Below are 15258 nucleotides of genomic sequence, written 5' to 3'. Positions count from 1 at the left end.
TTTTATGATAGAGGAGAAACAGGATCGTATTGTATTATGCGGAGCCAATTCCTATGAGCAGAAGTACTATTTTAATGAACAGTTTTCCAACCTTCCTGAGAACATACGGCAGGAGCTTCAGATTATGTGTGTGCTGTATACAGAGGATGTGGGCGGAATTCTGACGCTGGAATTTGAAGAGGATGGTACGCTGGAGTTTTTAGTGACGGCTGAGGAGACAGATTATTTATTTGACGAAATAGGAAGTGTGCTGAAGATCAAACAGTACCAGACGGAAAAGAGAGATCTTTTGGAGGCCCTGGAGATGTATTACCGGGTTTTTTATCTGGGAGAAGAGATTGATGAGGAAGAGGAATCGTGAAGCTTAAGATTGGTAATGTAACACTTGAGAATAATCTGATTCTGGCGCCGATGGCAGGGGTAACCGACCTGCCATTTCGCATTCTGTGCAAGGAGCAGGGCTGCGGCATGGTGGTGACAGAGATGGTGAGCGCGAAGGCGATTCTTTATAAGAACAGGAATACGAAGGCGCTCCTGGAGGTAGAAGAGAGAGAACGTCCGGTTTCGGTTCAGCTGTTTGGTTCCGATCCGGAAATTATGGCGGATATTGCGAAGCTCATCGAGCCGGGGCCTTTTGATATCATCGATGTCAACATGGGATGCCCCGTGCCGAAGATCGTTAATAACGGCGAAGGCTCAGCGATGATGAAGAATCCCAAGCTGGCGGAGGCGGTTCTTGGCGCCATGGTGAAGGCTGTAAAAAAGCCTGTGACAGTGAAGTTCCGCAAGGGTTTTACGGACAGCGATGTGAACGCGGTGGAATTTGCCAGGATGGCCGAGAGCTGCGGCGTGGCTGCGGTTGCGGTTCACGGCAGGACGAGGGAACAGTATTATTCCGGGACCGCAGACTGGGATATTATTCGCAGGGTAAAAGAGGCCGTGAAGATACCGGTCATCGGAAATGGAGACGTCTTTGCCCCCGAGGATGCAAAGGCGCTGCTGGACGAGACGGGCTGCGATGGAATTATGATTGCGAGAGGGGCAAAGGGCAACCCGTGGATATTCTCGAGAACGCTCCATTACCTGGAGACGGGGGAACTTCTTCCGTCCCCAACCATGGAGGAACTGCAGAACATGGTTCTGCGCCATGCGAAGATGTTGGTGGAATACAAAGGAGAGTATCTGGGAATCCGGGAGATGCGCAAGCACATGGCCTGGTATACGGCCGGACTGCCTCATTCGGCAAAACTGCGGAATGATATCAACGCGGTGGAAACATTAGCGGATTTGGAAACACTCGTGATGGAACGGTTTGCAGGACATTTCAGATGATGAAATGTCCTGTTTTACTTTCCGGAAAAATGTTCCGTTAAAGGAAAAAATTTTACAGACATATCCGCGCACTCTAAAATGTGATAGAATAAGTAAAATAATGAAAATTTGAGGGAGGCGCGTCATGACCGATGTCTATGAAAATTGCCCTGTATTTGAGAATGACAGTTATATTTTGAGAATGACCAGTCAGCAGGATAAATCCGATTTGTTAAAGGTTTATTCTGACAAAGCTGCCGTATCATTTTTTAACAGTGATAATTGCGGCAGTGACGACTTTTATTATACACGCTACGGACTGTTTTACGGACAATGGACTGCTCAGATTGGATATCCGGAGCGATTACGAAAGAGCAGGCGAAATTACAAAAATATTGAAAATGATCATAGAACCCGCGTAAACACTCTTTCATTGCGATAAAATTGCTGCAAAAGCCATAGCCGCAGCAGCAGAGCGAATACGCGCGTTAGAGCAGTTGGGTTTTAAGTATACAGACGAAAAGTTATTCGGACATGATGGAACGAAATATGATTCATAAAATGCACATGGAGACTCGTGTCTTTAGGCATGAGAGGAATTGTGCCCCTCCTGACTCTTTCGCGAGCTCCTTCTCCTTTTTGCTTTTTTGTTTTTCAAACATTTGTTTACTTTTTACTTCTTATTATGGTAAAATATACTTAGTCCATAAATCTATTATGAGGTATAAAATCTATGAAATCTATTACCATTACTGCTAAAGTCAAACCACCTTCGGCGTCTGTCACACCTCCGATGATGCCTGATCCGCCTCTTCCAACGCTTTCAACAGCGCAGCAGTTGATTTTTCCATCGCATCAAACTGTTCCTTCTGTTCCGTACCGCCGGCACGGTTGTTCTGGCTGTCCAGCAGATCCCAGAGATTTTCCGGTGGCGTGAAGTCGGAGGGACCGGCGGTTACATGAAATACTTCGGGAAATATCCGGCCGAGTCCGGCTGCAATGCAGGAAGCAAACAGGCACGCCCCGTACTCATTGGTGTGTGTGTAGTCACCCGGATGGAAGTACCCGCAGGAGCGTTCCATGCTGGTCTTTTCATAGAAGCGTACCGAGAACTCATGCAGGTCGATGACCGGGGTATTCGTGGAAACGGCCACATCTTTTACCGCCTGCACGTGTTCCGCCAGCAGCTCATGGTAGGTGCCGTCCTCTTTCCAGATGTTGCGTCCGGGAGAGGTCACCAGCACGGGAATTCCGCCCAGGTCCCGGACTTCTTCGATGTATCTTCGCAGATTGACAGGATACTCCCTGTCGGCCCGCAGATGGGGAAGCTTCTGGTCGTTATGGCCGAACTGGATCAGGCAGAAGTCACCCGGACGGAGAAAATGCTTCACGATGTCCATGTGGCCTTCCTGACGGAAGGTTTCCGTCGTCAGCCCACAGTGCGCCTGGTTTTCTACGGCTATTCTGCCGTCTAAGAACGCCGGAAGTGCCTGGCCCCAGGAGGCGTAGCAGGCACCCGGAAGATAGGGGATTTCCGCGGACTGGTCTGTGACGGTGGAATCCCCGCAGAGATAGACTGTCGTTACGCCGTCGGAGACATTAGCTGCACCGGCTGCCTCAACCGCATCGGCTGCTTCGGCATAACAGGCCTCAATCCGGACAGCGCCGGGCTCCGGGGTACAGAACGTAACAAAGAGGTTTTCAACCGGATAGTACGCTTCGTGGTAGCGTGGAATGATGCCGGCTATGGACTGGTAAAAGGTGCGTTCGTACCGGTCCCCCTTCTTCAGGGTGATGATATCACGCAGAAGTTTCCTTCCGGTGAAGAGAAAGAGCTGTTCCACATCCTGAACGGCGGTCAGTGCGATATGAACCGCGTAGAGCCCGCAGGGGACCCGTTCTGTGATATAGCTGTGGGGAATCATACTCCCTGCAATGCCGTTGGCTAAAGAAAGAAGTGATGGGTCAAAGCCGTCTGACAGCTCCGGTATGTCAAGCCGGTCGGAATCAGCCGTGAGATGGTCTGCGGCTGTATTGTGAAAAAATGGCTGAAAATGATACTGCATCTTAAAGTTCCTCCTGAAATGAATTTTCAAATACGCTAGTGGGATGCACTGGGTTCCGCTGGGCCGGCCGGTCCGCGTAAGCCGGTGATGTAGGCGCTGGGGGCCATGCCGGTTTTCTTCTTGAAGAGCTGGGAAAAATACTGTGGATTGTTGCCGAAGCCGACCCGCTCGGCAATATCCGAGATCCGGTCCATCTCCTCGTTTTCGATGTATTCCTTTGCCTTTTGAATCCGCTCATTGGTCAGGTAATCGGAAAAGCGTATGCCGGTCTCCTTCTGAAATTTTCTGGATACATAGTCTACATTCATATATAAATGCTGCTCAGCAATGTATTTCAGCGTCAGGTTGGGATTCTCCAGATTTTCCCTGATATATGTAAAGATCTGCCTGGTCATGCTGCTGACGGTTTCCGTTCTGGAGCATCCCTCCATAAGATCTGTAAGCTTTTGAAAGACGGATTCCTTCAGCGCGTCAAGATCACTCTCCCCCTCGGCCTGCATCAGCCACTCCGTGAGGCCGGAGCCGGAGATATTCGGGTTGCCGAGCGTGATTTTCAGGAACATACTGCCGGACAGCTGTTTGAGGAAACGGATGTCCATGATATCGGAGATCAGTTCCATGAGGCTTTCCATGGCGGAGGCGCTGCCCTCGGCAATGGCGCGGCAGTAATTTTCAGTCTCCTGGGTGATTGCGGTATAATTGCAGGTGCATAAGGCATGGTAATTGTTTACGTAGTAAAAGGTGCTGAATCTGCGGATCTTTTCGAGGACGACGCCGAACAGGCCTTTTAAGTCGGTATACGTCTCCATTTGAAGCTCCAGGCTGGTGTGCTGGCCCTCTAAGCTGACGCGGTCCAGCTTCGCCTTCAGCTGGCCGAAGTCAAAGGAGATGTCCTGACAGAAGATCAAGAAGGTATTTCGCACATAGATTCCGTAGATGCTGACCTGCGGCAGACAGTTCTGGGCAAAATCGTTTAGAAGGCCCAGAAATTCCTCCAGATTCTCCTGTTCCAGATAGTAAATGTAGAACAGACGGTAGGGCGTAAAGTAAAAATCCATGTAGGGCTCATAGGTGGGAATAATCTCATCCAGCGATTTCTCCAGATAGAGGGCGTCGTTGATGATACTGGAGACGACATTGTGGCGGATGCTGTCCGCCTGGCTGAACTGGGAGTCCAATATCCGGCGCGTCTGGCGCCTGGCGTAGCAGTCACTGACACTTTCCTTTACGGCGTCAATGATCTGCTGCTCATTACAGGGCTTTAAAAGATAGTGGCGGACCCCATATTTCATGGCCTGTTTGGCGTATTCAAATTCCCCGTAGCCGGAGAGAAGGATGAACTGGGTGTCCAGATCCGTCTCGGATATCCGGCCGATCAGCTCCAGCCCGTTCATGCCCGGCATGCGGATATCCGTGATAACCAGGTCCGGAGATTCATCTAAAATCATGTTGTAGGCCTCGATTCCGTTGGAACAGAGACCGGCCAGTTCAATCCCATACTGGCTCCAGTCAATAATTGTGGAGATGGTCTCCCGGATGATGCGTTCATCGTCTGCAATGATCAGTTTCAGCATATGATTGGTTCTCCTTGACTTGAAATGGTATATGGATATCGGCGGTTGCGCAGTCGTCCTCATTTTTTAACTCCAGACCGTACGCGTCGCCAAACAGCAGGCGGATGCGCTGGTCAATGTTCATGAGACCGATGCCGAAGCCGTTCGGCTGCTTTTCCCGGCTTCTTAATTTTTCGAGAAGGTCTTCTTCAAAAACAGAACCGTTGTTTTTTACCCGTATCAGGACCTTATCATCCTCGTGGCGCACCAGGAGCTCCACGTGACAGGTCTCCGTCATCTCTTCCATGCCGTAGCGGATGGCATTTTCTATGAGCGGCTGTATGGTCAGCGGCGGCATCAGGATATGATGCAGATCGTCGGCCACCAGGGAGACGAAGTCCAGACGGTCCTCGAACCGTATTTTCTGTATCGTGATGTAGGCGCGGACCAGCTCCAGCTCGTAGTCCAGTTCCACCAGGGACTCGTGATTGCTGAGGGTGGAGCGGAGCAGCGTTCCGAGAGACTCCGCCATCATGGATATTTCCGCGTTTTTGGATGCCTTTGCCCTCCAGTTGATGGATTCCAGCGTATTATAGAGGAAATGCGGGTTGATCTGGGATTCCAGCGCCTTGATCTGGGCTTCCTTGCGCAGCAGTTCATTTTTATAATTCGTGTCCACCAGGGTCCGGATTCGGGTGGCCATCCGGTCGAAACGCTGGTGAAGCCGCCCGATCTCATCGTTTCGGACGCTGTAATCATAGGCGGACTGCTCCAGGGTGAGCTCATTTTTACTGAATCCATCCATCTTAACGATCAGCGCGTTGAAATGGCGAAGAATGGAGTAAATCAGCCACTGCGTTAAGGCGAGGGCGATCAGAATGCCGAGCACCATGATGCCCAGAATGATTTTCGCGGAGCGTCCGATGGAGTGAATGATGGAGTCAAACGGGATCAGGCTGATGTAGCGCCAGTCGTAATACGGAATATTGCTGCTTACTGCGAAATAGGTGTGGTTGTCCACCCGAAGGGTCTGGTACGTGTCGTCCTCCAGTTGGAGCGTCTGGGTTACCAGGTCTTTGGAGAGGCCGGCCGAGGAGTAGATGGTGTCCGGTCCGTCTGCCAGAATGTAGTAGCCGGTATCGAAGGTCTGGAAGGAACGGTTGATCGTATTGATCAGCCTGTCGGTATCCACGTAGATCAGCAGCCTTCCAATGGTGGAGAAATCCAGCGCCTCGATTTTCCTGATATTTCTTCCGAGAAAGAGGCCGGAGGTACTGCCGCCTCCGGTAGTCCAGCTGACCGCACCGTCGCCGGCCTCCGCGTTTTGCAGGGCTTTTTCAATAAAGCCGGGATCTGTCTTATTGTAAGCCGCCCAGTTGGTAGTGTTGGAAAATGAGTCATTGTACAGGACTATGTAAGAGACGCCATTCTGCCGGAAGGTCTCATAATAAGAAGACAGGGCTGTGTTGATGTTCCGGTTGGCATTGGAACGGACCACGGCATCCTCTGACTCATGGATTGCAGACAGGGAAGTCTGAATGGATGACGTCGATAAAATAATGGAGGACAGGCGTTCCACATCTTTTAGATTAGTCGATATGGTATTTGCCGAAAAACTCAAATTTCCCGCGATGGAACGGTAGAGCAGTTCGTTATAGGTCTTCGAAAGTATGTTGAAGCCAATGAAGGAAAACAGCAGGAGAGAGACTACATTTAACAGCACGATAAAGAAAATCTTCCATTTCAATGACAGATTTTTAAACAAGGTCAGGAGCCTGATTTTAATTGTTTCTGTTCTTTTTTTCATGAAAATTATCCTGCTTCTTTCTATATGAGATATTTATGGTTCAAGTGGAAAAACATGGCTATAAAGGTACATGGACAGTATATAATAACTGCATTGCAAACTCAAGATTTCGGAAAGGAAAGTCGGTTTTTTCTAAAAGGAAGTCGGTTTTATTTATACCGGTATCAGAGGAAACCAGTTTATAATAAACTTACAAACGAAACGGAAGAGCAGCACCGTTTTCAGAAAAAGATGGAGGATATGAAAATGAAGAAGAAATTGGCAGTAGTCCTGGCCGCTTCCATGGCGGCGGTATCTCTGGCGGCATGCGGCGGCACGGCGGAAAGCGGAAGCACGACGGGAGCGGATTCCCAGACAACCGCAGGTGCGGCGGCTGAAAATACGACAGCAGCAGCTTCCGGCGACGCGTCCCTGACGGTGGCCTGGTGGGGCAACCAGACGAGAAACGAGAGGACTCAGGCGGCGCTCGATAAGTATTCGGAGCTGAACCCTGGCGTGACATTCGACGGACAGTTCTCCGAGTGGTCTGATTACTGGAACAAGCTGGCGACCGCGGCAGCAGGCCATTCGCTTCCCGATGTAATCCAGATGGATTACGCTTACCTGGATCAGTATGTTTCCAACAATCTTCTGGTGGATTTGACGCCTTATATCGAGGATGGCACCCTGAATGTGGACAATTGCAGCCAGGACATCATTAATTCCGGATCGGTTGACGGAAAGGTGTATTCCATCGCAATCGGCATCAACGCGCCGGCCATGGTCTACAACAAGACCATCACCGACCAGGCGGGAGTGGAAATCAAAGACAACATGACGCTGGACGAGTTCGTAGCAGTCAGCAAGGAAATCTACGCAAAGACCGGATGCAAGACCAACATGGCATACGGCGTCTCCCAGGAAATCTTACAGGCTATGATCCGCGGCTACGACGGCCACGTGCTCTTTGACGAAGGGAAGCTGGGCGTGGACAGCGCAGACGAATTCGTACCATTTTACAAAGTATATGAGGAGGGCGTGAAGGAAGGCTGGTACATTGAACCGAGCGTATTTGCAGAGCTGACCCCGGGGTCCATCGAGCAGGATCCTCTGATCTACGGTTCCAGCCCGGAAACCATGTCTTGGGTAGCGTTCTGCTGGTCAAACCAGTATGCGGCGTTTACCAACGCAGCTCCGGAGGACATAAATTTAGACTTGACCACATGGCCGTCGAAAGACCCGAAAAAGTCCAACTTCTTAAAACCGTCCCAGCTCTTCTCCGTATCGGTGGATTCCAAGGATCCGGTTACCGGTGCTAAGATTATCGATTACTGGACCAATTCCATGGACTGCAACGAGATTCTTCTGGCCGAGAGAGGCGTGCCGATCTCTTCCAAGGTTGCCGAGGAACTGGCTCCGTCTCTGACAGAGAGCGATCAGAAGGTAATCAGCTTCATCAATGATGTGGTGACACCGAATTCTTCTCAGATCAACCCTCCGTATCCGAACGGAAGCGCAGAGGTATCCGACTTAATCAACAAGCTGGGTGAAAAGGTATGCTACGGCGAACTGACTGCGGAGGAAGCGGCAGAACAGCTTTATACCGAGGGAAATAAGATCATGGCAGAAAAGGCCAAATAACAGGCTGTAAACTGAAAACATATTGAGGGTGTCCCTATTTCGGCATAATCTGACTTACGGGGCGCCCTTTTTTCGAGAATGGGAAATAATCGAGATTGAGAAATAATCAAGATTGGGAAATAATCAAGATTGGGAAAAGGAGCAGATCTATGAATATGCTGAAAAAAGCAATGAATAATGAGCGCACGGCGGGAATTATCTTTACCATGCCGTTTACCATCGGGTTCCTGCTGTTTATGATAGTGCCGATGGGAATTTCACTGTACTATTCCTTCTGCAGCTATGATATTTTGTCTCCGCCTGTCTTCACGGGCCTGCAGAATTTCAAAACCATGTTTGCAGATGAAACGTTCTATAAATCCATTAAGGTTACCTTCTTCTTTGCATTTGTGTCCGTGCCGCTGCGTCTTTTATTTGCGTTGATCGTGGCGATGCTGCTGCTCAAGAGCACGAAGATGACCGGATTCTACCGCGCGGCTTACTACCTGCCATCCATCATCGGCGGCTCCGTTGCGGTCGCTATCTTGTGGAAGCGTATGTTTGCCACGGACGGCGTGATCAACAAGCTGCTTCAGGCAGTCGGCATCAACTGTACCATGTCCTGGCTGGGCAACACGAATACGGCGATCTGGGTGCTGATTATCCTGGCGGTGTGGCAGTTTGGTTCTTCCATGCTGATCTTTTTGTCCTCGTTAAAGCAGATTCCACAGTCGTTATACGAGGCGGCCAATGTGGATGGCGCGAACGGCATCTCCAAATTCTTCCGGATTACACTGCCGCTTCTGACACCGACGATCTTCTTTAACCTGGTTATGCAGATGATTAATGGTTTCCTGGCTTTTACGCAGAGCTACATCATTACCCAGGGAAAACCGATGAATTCCACACTGTTTTACACGGTGTATATGTACCAGCAGTCCTTCGAGTTCTATAACACCGGATACGGCGCGGCTCTGGCCTGGGTTATGCTGGCTATGATCGGAATGATCACGCTGTTCCTGTTTGCAACGAAGAAATTCTGGGTATACGAAGGAGGACTTTAATTATGAAGGCAAAGAAAAGAATTCGCGATGTCGTATACCATGTCATCGTTTTCGGTATTGGCATTCTCATGATCTATCCGCTGATCTGGATGTTCATGAGTTCCTTTAAGGAGACCAAAACCATTTTCCAGACGGCCGGAAGCCTGATTCCCAATCCGTTTACACTGGATAATTACATAAATGGATTAAAAGGATTTGCAAAGGTTCCATTTCTGGTATTCTTCAAAAATTCACTGTTTATCTCCGTAGTCGCCACGATAGGAACCGTGATTTCATCCGCGGTGGTGGCGTACGGGTTCGCACGTTTTGATTTCAAGGGAAAGAAAATACTGTTTGCGGCAATGCTTCTCTCCATGATGCTTCCGGCGCAGGTTTTAATGATCCCGCAGTACCTCTGGTATCAGAAGCTGGGCTGGGTGGGAAGCTATTTACCGCTGATTGTGCCGTATTTTTTTGCGATTCAGGGATTTTTTGTTTACCTGATGACGAACTTCATCGAGGGGATTCCGAAGGAACTGGACGAGGCGGCCAAGATAGACGGCTGCTCCTACCCGCAGATATTCGGAAGAGTCATTTTGCCGCTCATCACACCGGCCATCGTTACAGGAGGTATCTTCTCCTTTATGTGGAGATGGGATGACTTCCTCTCCGCGCTGCTTTACGTCAATAAGTCCATTAAGTATCCGGTCAGCCTTGCGTTAAAGCTGTTCTGCGATCCGGGCTCTTCCTCGGATTACGGCGCGATGTTTGCCATGGCTTCCTTATCCATTCTTCCGTCAGTGATTATCTTTATTTTCTTCCAGAAATATCTGGTGGAGGGAATAAGTACCAGCGGGCTGAAGGGATAAAGAAGAAAGAAGAAGGCACAAACGACGGTTGAAGATGGAGGAACGGGCAGATGGGAAAACTGGAATTTGACAGAAATTGTATGGAGCAGACTATGGACCGGATCGTGGAACGGACGATGCGGATGGATATGACCTGGGACTGGCCCTGCGGCGTCGCGTATTACGGAATCGCGGAGGCGTATGAGGCAACAGGAAAACAGGAGTATCTGGATCTTATGAAGGAGCGGGTGGATGAACTGATCAGTCTGGGGCTTCCCGATTTTACTGTTAACACCTGCGCCATGGGGCACGTGCTGCTCACCCTGTATCAGCACACCGGTCAGGAGGTCTATAAGGATATCATAGAGGCCAAACTGAATTATTTGGAACATGAGGCGCTCCGGTTCGGAGACCATGTCCTTCAGCACACGGTGTCGGCTGACAATGATTTTCCGGAACAGTGCTGGGCGGATACGCTTTTCATGGCCGCGCTTTTTCTGCTGCGGGCCGGAGTAATGCTTGAGAGGCCGGAGCTGACAGCGGATGCGCTGAAACAGTGGTACTGGCACATCCAGTATTTACAGGATGAGAAGAATGGTCTTTGGTACCATGGCTATAATCATATCACAAAGGACCATATGAGCGGGTTCTACTGGGGAAGGGCCAATTGCTGGGCAGCGTATACCATGTCCCAGGTGGCACACATTCTCCCGGAGTGTTATTTATATCCGGAGTATTTAGAGATCGCGGGAAGCTTAAACGAGCAGCTATCGGCTCTGAAGCTGTACCAGACGGACTCCGGTTTATGGCGCACGCTGCTGGATGATAACGAGTCCTACGAGGAAGTGTCGGCCTCCGCCGGGATTGCCGCGGCGATGCTGGCGAAAAAGAATCCTCTCTATCTAAAATATGTCAACAAAACGGTGCAGGGCCTTCTGGCCAACGTGACAGAGGATGGCCGCGTGATGAATGTCTCCGGAGGCACCGCTGTCATGAAGGACAGGGAAGGCTACCGCAATATCTCCCGTAAATGGATTCAGGGCTGGGGACAGGGCATGGCGCTCACATTTTTTGCCGGCCTTTTGCAGTATGATGCCATGAAAGGGGACGGAGCGCTTTAAGTTACAATTCACGGCCCGCGGTGGGGCCGTGAATTGTAACCGCTTTAATTGTGTGGCTGAGAGCAAAAAAAGACAATATTGTCATTATTTCCGTTATGTGGTATACTACCAACTGATATTATATGGCTTTAGCGGAGGCAGATGCTTCCGACAACGATGGCAGGGATAAAACCTGCCATTTCGTATTCTCTGTGCAGCGGTTTGCGGGGCGGTTTCGCTGTGGAGAGAGGCAGCAGGAGAGAAAAAACGGAAGTCGCCGGCTGGACATACTCGCATGGCCGCCGGCTCATTGTCCGCGGAATTAGACGGGAGGAGGAGTGTTCCGAATGGGAGAGCGGATTATTGAAACATGGATCCAGGCCAAGCATCCGAACCAGGAACTGTGCGAGGATGGCCTGTATACAGGCAGTAACTATTATGCGGTCATCGATGGGGTGACCAGCAAAGGAAGCCTCGTCTGGCCAGGGGAAAAGACGGGGGGCCGATTCGCCAAAGATGTACTTCTGGAGGCGTTGGAAACGCTTCCTGCGGATATGAATGCAAAAGGCGCTGTTTCCTATTTAAATGACGCGCTGCGGGAAGCCTCATTTCAGGCGGCGGAAAACCCGGAGGTACTGGAACGGGTGAGGGAGGAGCGGCCTCAGGCTGTTCTCATTGTATACAGCCGTATGCGCCGGGAGGTCTGGTGCTTTGGGGATTGCCAGTGTATGATCGGCGGCAGGCTTTACAGGAAGACGACGGTGATGGATGAGCTGACCGCGGGTGCCAGATCGGCTTACAACCAGCTGGAGCTGGCAGCCGGAAAGACGCTTGAGGAGCTGGCGGAGCATGACATGGGGCGCGAGTACATCATGCCGCTTCTGGTGGGCGAGTGCCAGTTTGCCAATGGTGACGGGGAGTATTCCTACGACGTGCTGGATGGTTTTCCCATCCATGAAGAACACACCCAGGTGTATCCGGTCCGGCCAGGAGAAGAAGTGGTGCTGGCGAGCGACGGATACCCGGAGCTTTTCGGAAATCTTGCGGAGAGCGAATCCGTCATCCGGGAGGTGAAGGAGACAGATCCCATGTGCATGTACCGTTTTAAGGGACCGAAAGGGATTGCCCCGGGTTTTCACAGCTTTGATGACAGGACGTATCTGCGGTTTATCCTGGAAGAGAATTGAAAATAAAGTGTGAGTTTGTAAAAAAGCAGAATAAAATACACCGGAAATGGATAAGAATAGAAAACACATTTTTTATGTCCCGGATCGGGAAGGGAAGGACCATTTTACGGCCGGTCAGGATTCCAAAACCGGAACTTGCATTTGCGAGGGAAAATAGGCGGAATTCTTGACAATCCGGGACGTTTAAGATATAATACTTTGAATGCGAAAGAGCGAGAATTAAACCAGGAGGAAGTAAAACCATGGCAGATAAGAAAAATATTTTAACATATGAAGGTCTTAAGAGATATGAGGATGAGCTTCAGAACTTAAAAGTAGTGAAACGAAAAGAAGTTGCCCAGAAGATTAAGGAAGCCAGGGAGCAGGGTGACTTATCAGAGAACGCGGAGTATGATGCTGCGAAAGACGAGCAGAGAGATATCGAGCTTCGTATCGAGGAGCTTGAGAAGCTGCTTAAGAACGCAGAAGTCGTTGTAGAAGACGAGATTGATTTAGATAAGATTAACATTGGCTGTAAGGTAAAGGTTTACGACGTGGATGAGGACGAGGAGATGGAGTTCAAGATTGTGGGTTCCACAGAGGCGAACAGCCTTCAGAACAAGATTTCCAATGAGTCACCGGTAGGCCAGGCATTGATGGGCAAAAAAGCCGGCGATGTCGTAGATGTGGAAACCCAGGCCGGTGTGATCCAGTACAAGGTGCTGGAAATTCAGAGAGTGTCATAAGTCCAAAAGTCAAGTTCACAAAGGAGTGTATATAAGTGGCAGAACAGCAGAACCAGAACCAGGTTAAGGAAGAGGATTTAAACCAGTTACTGAAGGTGCGCCGCGATAAGCTGGCGGAGCTGCAGGAAGCGGGAAAGGATCCGTTTAAGATTACAAAGTATGATGTAACTGTACACAGCAGTGATATTAAGGAAAATTATGAGGAATGGGAAGGAAAGGAAGTTTCCGTAGCAGGACGTATGATGTCCAAGCGTGTGATGGGAAAGGCTTCCTTCTGTAACGTTCAGGATTTAAAGGGAAATATCCAGACTTACGTAGCCAGAGACAGCATCGGCGAGGAGTCCTATAAGGATTTCAAGAAGATGGATATCGGCGATATTGTCGGCATTAAGGGAACCGCATTTACCACGAAGACCGGTGAGATTTCCATCCATGCCACCAGCGTCGTTCTGCTGACCAAGAGCCTTCAGATTCTTCCTGAGAAGTTCCATGGCCTGACCAATACAGACCTTCGCTACAGACAGCGTTACGTGGATTTAGTCATGAATCCGGAGGTGCGTGATACCTTTGTGAAGCGCTCCCAGATTATCAAAGCAATCCGGGATCATTTAGATGAGCAGGGCTTCATGGAAGTGGAGACTCCGATGCTGGTTCCCAACGCAGGAGGTGCTGCTGCGAGACCGTTCGAGACCCATTACAACGCGCTGGACGAGGATGTAAAGCTTAGAATTTCTCTGGAGCTGTATCTGAAGAGACTGATCGTAGGCGGTCTGGAGAGAGTTTATGAGATTGGCCGCGTATTCCGCAACGAGGGCGTGGATACCCGCCACAATCCGGAATTTACCTTAATGGAGCTGTATCAGGCATATACGGATTACCACGGTATGATGGACCTGGTGGAGAACCTGTTCCGTTCCGTAGCCTTAAAGGTTCTGGGAACCGCAGTCGTGTCGTACGACGGCGTGGAAATCGATTTATCGAAGCCATTTGAGCGCATTACCATGGTAGACGCGCTGAAGAAATATAAGGGAATTGACTTTACGGAGATTCATACAGATGAAGAAGCAAAGGCGCTGGCAGACCAGTACCATATCCAGTATGAGGCGCGCCACAAGAAGGGCGACATCTTAAGCATGCTGTTTGAAGAGTTTGTGGAAGAGAATCTGGTACAGCCGACCTTTATTATGGACCACCCGGTGGAGATTTCTCCTCTGACCAAGAGAAAACCGGATGATCCTGACTATACGGAGCGTTTTGAACTGTTTATTACAAAGCGTGAGATGGCTAACGCTTACTCTGAGTTAAACGATCCGATTGACCAGAGAGTCCGTTTTGAGGCGCAGGAAGTGTTGAAGGCCGCAGGCGATGAGGAAGCTAACTCCATGGATGAGGACTTCTTAAATGCGCTGATGATCGGTATGCCTCCTACAGGCGGCATCGGTATCGGCATCGACCGTTTTGTTATGCTGCTGACTGATTCCTATGCAATTCGTGACGTTCTGCTGTTCCCGACGATGAAGACGCTGGGCGGTTCTGATAATAGCAGGAAGGCAGAGAAGGCCGCTCCGGCCGCTGCTTCTGCTCCGGCTGCTGAGAACGTGAAATCCGCGGTAGAGATTGATTTTTCCAATGTGAAGATTGAGCCGCTGTTTGAAGAGATGGTGGATTTTGAGACTTTCTCAAAGTCTGATTACCGTGCAGTGAAGATCAAAGACTGCGTGGCAGTGCCGAAGAGCAAGAAGCTTCTCCAGTTTACTCTGAACGATGGAAGCGGCACAGACCGCACGATTTTAAGCGGAATTCATGAGTACTACGAGCCGGAGGATCTGATTGGTAAGACAGCCATCGCCATCGTGAATCTGCCGCCAAGAAAGATGATGGGAATTGACTCCTGCGGTATGCTGATTTCAGCCGTGCATGAGGAAGACGGACATGAGGGGCTGAATCTGCTGATGGTGGATGATAGGATTCCGGCGGGGGCGAAGTTGTATTAAAATACAACAAAAGAACCGCTTTTCA

The 15258-nt window shown here is 50.0% G+C and carries 13 protein-coding genes; 10 read left to right on the top strand and 3 right to left on the bottom strand.

Annotated features, from left to right (window positions below):
- Window positions 1-4 precede the first annotated feature (4 nt).
- From H8S75_RS11635 to H8S75_RS11625, 3 genes are all read left to right on the top strand, one after another.
- The gene (locus H8S75_RS11635) at window positions 5-361 is read left to right on the top strand and encodes a DUF6145 family protein (RefSeq protein WP_187021710.1); all 357 of its coding nucleotides are present in this window, start codon (window positions 5-7) and stop codon (window positions 359-361) included.
- Window positions 358-1332 (top strand): tRNA dihydrouridine synthase DusB, encoded by a 975-nt coding sequence (gene dusB / locus H8S75_RS11630; RefSeq protein ID WP_187021708.1) that lies wholly within the window; start codon window positions 358-360, stop codon window positions 1330-1332. Before H8S75_RS11635 ends, dusB begins: the two co-directional genes overlap by 4 nt.
- Window positions 1333-1456: 124 nt before the next feature.
- Entirely contained in the window at window positions 1457-1753 is a 297-nt protein-coding gene (locus H8S75_RS11625) for a hypothetical protein (RefSeq protein WP_349768907.1), read from the top strand.
- A 340-nt stretch (window positions 1754-2093) separates the two neighbouring features.
- On the opposite strand, the gene H8S75_RS11620 is transcribed toward H8S75_RS11625, so the two are convergent.
- The 3 genes from H8S75_RS11620 to H8S75_RS11610 are packed head-to-tail and all read right to left on the bottom strand — an operon-like array spanning window position 2094 to window position 6737.
- Window positions 2094-3377: a rhamnogalacturonan acetylesterase gene (locus H8S75_RS11620; protein WP_187021707.1), complete on the bottom strand. Its 1284-nt coding sequence runs from the start codon at window positions 3375-3377 to the stop codon at window positions 2094-2096.
- 35 nt (window positions 3378-3412) lie between these two features.
- Window positions 3413-4951 carry a response regulator transcription factor gene (locus H8S75_RS11615; RefSeq protein ID WP_187021705.1) on the bottom strand — a complete coding sequence of 513 codons (1539 nt, stop codon included), beginning with the start codon at window positions 4949-4951 and terminating at the stop codon, window positions 3413-3415.
- Complete coding sequence (locus H8S75_RS11610; protein ID WP_187021703.1) at window positions 4923-6737, bottom strand: sensor histidine kinase; 1815 nt, start codon at window positions 6735-6737, stop codon at window positions 4923-4925. Before H8S75_RS11610 ends, H8S75_RS11615 begins: the two co-directional genes overlap by 29 nt.
- Before the next feature lie 246 nt (window positions 6738-6983).
- On the opposite strand from H8S75_RS11610, the gene H8S75_RS11605 reads away from it, so the two are divergent.
- From H8S75_RS11605 to lysS, 7 genes are all read left to right on the top strand, one after another.
- Window positions 6984-8357 carry an ABC transporter substrate-binding protein gene (locus H8S75_RS11605; RefSeq protein WP_187021701.1) on the top strand — a complete coding sequence of 458 codons (1374 nt, stop codon included), beginning with the start codon at window positions 6984-6986 and terminating at the stop codon, window positions 8355-8357.
- Window positions 8358-8506: 149 nt separating this feature from the next.
- The gene (locus H8S75_RS11600) at window positions 8507-9400 is read left to right on the top strand and encodes a carbohydrate ABC transporter permease (RefSeq protein WP_187021700.1); all 894 of its coding nucleotides are present in this window, start codon (window positions 8507-8509) and stop codon (window positions 9398-9400) included.
- Window positions 9401-9402: 2 nt separating this feature from the next.
- Window positions 9403-10248, top strand: a complete 846-nt coding sequence (locus tag H8S75_RS11595; protein WP_187021698.1) for a carbohydrate ABC transporter permease — start codon at window positions 9403-9405, stop codon at window positions 10246-10248.
- A gap of 50 nt (window positions 10249-10298) precedes the next feature.
- A complete protein-coding gene (locus H8S75_RS11590) occupies window positions 10299-11348 on the top strand; it encodes a glycoside hydrolase family 88/105 protein (RefSeq protein ID WP_187021696.1) in 1050 nt (349 codons plus the stop codon).
- 326 nt (window positions 11349-11674) lie between these two features.
- Complete coding sequence (locus tag H8S75_RS11585; protein WP_187021695.1) at window positions 11675-12514, top strand: hypothetical protein; 840 nt, start codon at window positions 11675-11677, stop codon at window positions 12512-12514.
- Between the two features lie 242 nt (window positions 12515-12756).
- Window positions 12757-13239 (top strand): transcription elongation factor GreA, encoded by a 483-nt coding sequence (gene greA, locus H8S75_RS11580; protein ID WP_002600589.1) that lies wholly within the window; start codon window positions 12757-12759, stop codon window positions 13237-13239.
- 35 nt (window positions 13240-13274) lie between these two features.
- Window positions 13275-15233, top strand: a complete 1959-nt coding sequence (lysS, locus tag H8S75_RS11575; RefSeq protein WP_187021693.1) for a lysine--tRNA ligase — start codon at window positions 13275-13277, stop codon at window positions 15231-15233.
- Window positions 15234-15258 lie beyond the last annotated feature (25 nt).

The sequence above is a fragment of the Hungatella hominis genome, from assembly GCF_014288005.1.
In the GTDB taxonomy this organism is placed as follows: domain Bacteria; phylum Bacillota; class Clostridia; order Lachnospirales; family Lachnospiraceae; genus Hungatella; species Hungatella effluvii.
The sequence above is the reverse complement of the archived record's forward strand: the minus strand, read 5'-3'. Positions and strand labels throughout refer to the sequence as shown.

What these genes read in the sequence shown, in the direction of transcription:
- H8S75_RS11635 (WP_187021710.1), top strand. Translation starts at nt 5, where the DNA reads ATGATAGAGGAGAAACAGGATCGTATTGTATTATGCGGAGCCAATTCC.
- H8S75_RS11625 (WP_349768907.1), top strand. Translation starts at nt 1,457, where the DNA reads ATGACCGATGTCTATGAAAATTGCCCTGTATTTGAGAATGACAGTTAT.
- H8S75_RS11620 (WP_187021707.1), bottom strand. Translation starts at nt 3,377, where the DNA reads ATGCAGTATCATTTTCAGCCATTTTTTCACAATACAGCCGCAGACCAT.
- H8S75_RS11615 (WP_187021705.1), bottom strand. Translation starts at nt 4,951, where the DNA reads ATGCTGAAACTGATCATTGCAGACGATGAACGCATCATCCGGGAGACC.
- H8S75_RS11610 (WP_187021703.1), bottom strand. Translation starts at nt 6,737, where the DNA reads ATGAAAAAAAGAACAGAAACAATTAAAATCAGGCTCCTGACCTTGTTT.
- H8S75_RS11605 (WP_187021701.1), top strand. Translation starts at nt 6,984, where the DNA reads ATGAAGAAGAAATTGGCAGTAGTCCTGGCCGCTTCCATGGCGGCGGTA.
- H8S75_RS11600 (WP_187021700.1), top strand. Translation starts at nt 8,507, where the DNA reads ATGAATATGCTGAAAAAAGCAATGAATAATGAGCGCACGGCGGGAATT.
- H8S75_RS11595 (WP_187021698.1), top strand. Translation starts at nt 9,403, where the DNA reads ATGAAGGCAAAGAAAAGAATTCGCGATGTCGTATACCATGTCATCGTT.
- H8S75_RS11590 (WP_187021696.1), top strand. Translation starts at nt 10,299, where the DNA reads ATGGGAAAACTGGAATTTGACAGAAATTGTATGGAGCAGACTATGGAC.
- H8S75_RS11585 (WP_187021695.1), top strand. Translation starts at nt 11,675, where the DNA reads ATGGGAGAGCGGATTATTGAAACATGGATCCAGGCCAAGCATCCGAAC.
- greA (WP_002600589.1), top strand. Translation starts at nt 12,757, where the DNA reads ATGGCAGATAAGAAAAATATTTTAACATATGAAGGTCTTAAGAGATAT.